The sequence below is a fragment of the Polaromonas sp. P1_E3 genome (assembly GCF_056405935.1).
In genome coordinates this window covers 1-560 of the sequence record NZ_JBFUBD010000845.1, presented here as the reverse complement: position 1 = coordinate 560, position 560 = coordinate 1, and the positions used below count along the sequence as shown (strand labels likewise).

General features: G+C 61.1%; 1 protein-coding gene and 1 pseudogene. Both read left to right on the top strand.

Annotated features, from left to right (window positions below; all coding sequences use genetic code 11):
- Positions 1 to 303 (top strand): TonB-dependent receptor domain-containing protein (locus AC1D0Z_RS23900; RefSeq protein WP_477660588.1); only part of this gene is annotated, 303 nt, incomplete at its 5' end.
- Between the two features lie 28 nt (positions 304 to 331).
- A pseudogene (locus AC1D0Z_RS23895) lies at positions 332 to 560 on the top strand (hypothetical protein); the annotation flags it as partial.

Below are 560 nucleotides of genomic sequence, written 5' to 3'. Positions count from 1 at the left end.
GTGCAAGCCAATCTGGGTGCGGAATGGGACACCTCCTGGGTGGGCGGGCTGACCTTGACGGCCGGTGCGTTCTACACGGGCGCGCAAAACGTCAACCAGGCCAATACGCAAGAGATGCCGGCCTGGACACGTGTTGACCTCGGAGCGCGCTACACCACCAAGGTCGCCGGAAAAGAGACTGTTTTCCGCGCCAGCCTGCAAAACGCACTCAACAAGGCTTATTGGTCGGGTGTCGCTTCCTATGGCGCCTTTGTCCAGGGCGCGCCGCGTACGCTGCTGGTGTCGGCGGCGGTGGACTTCTGACGGCTTTTGCCAGGCTACGAGGACATCCGTGCAAAACAATCTGATGATCGCGCAGCGCGGCATTGAACCCCCGCTGCCTGGGCATGGGGCAGGGCAGGCTGCCGCGTCGCTCAAACCTGTGCTTGATCCCCAAATAGCCCGGTTCGTTGATACAGGTCCGGAAATTCTTGCGGAGATGGTGACGCAGTATGGGTCGCCACTCCACGTGATATGGCCGCACAGCCTTCTACGCAATGTCAATGCATTCCGTGCGGTGC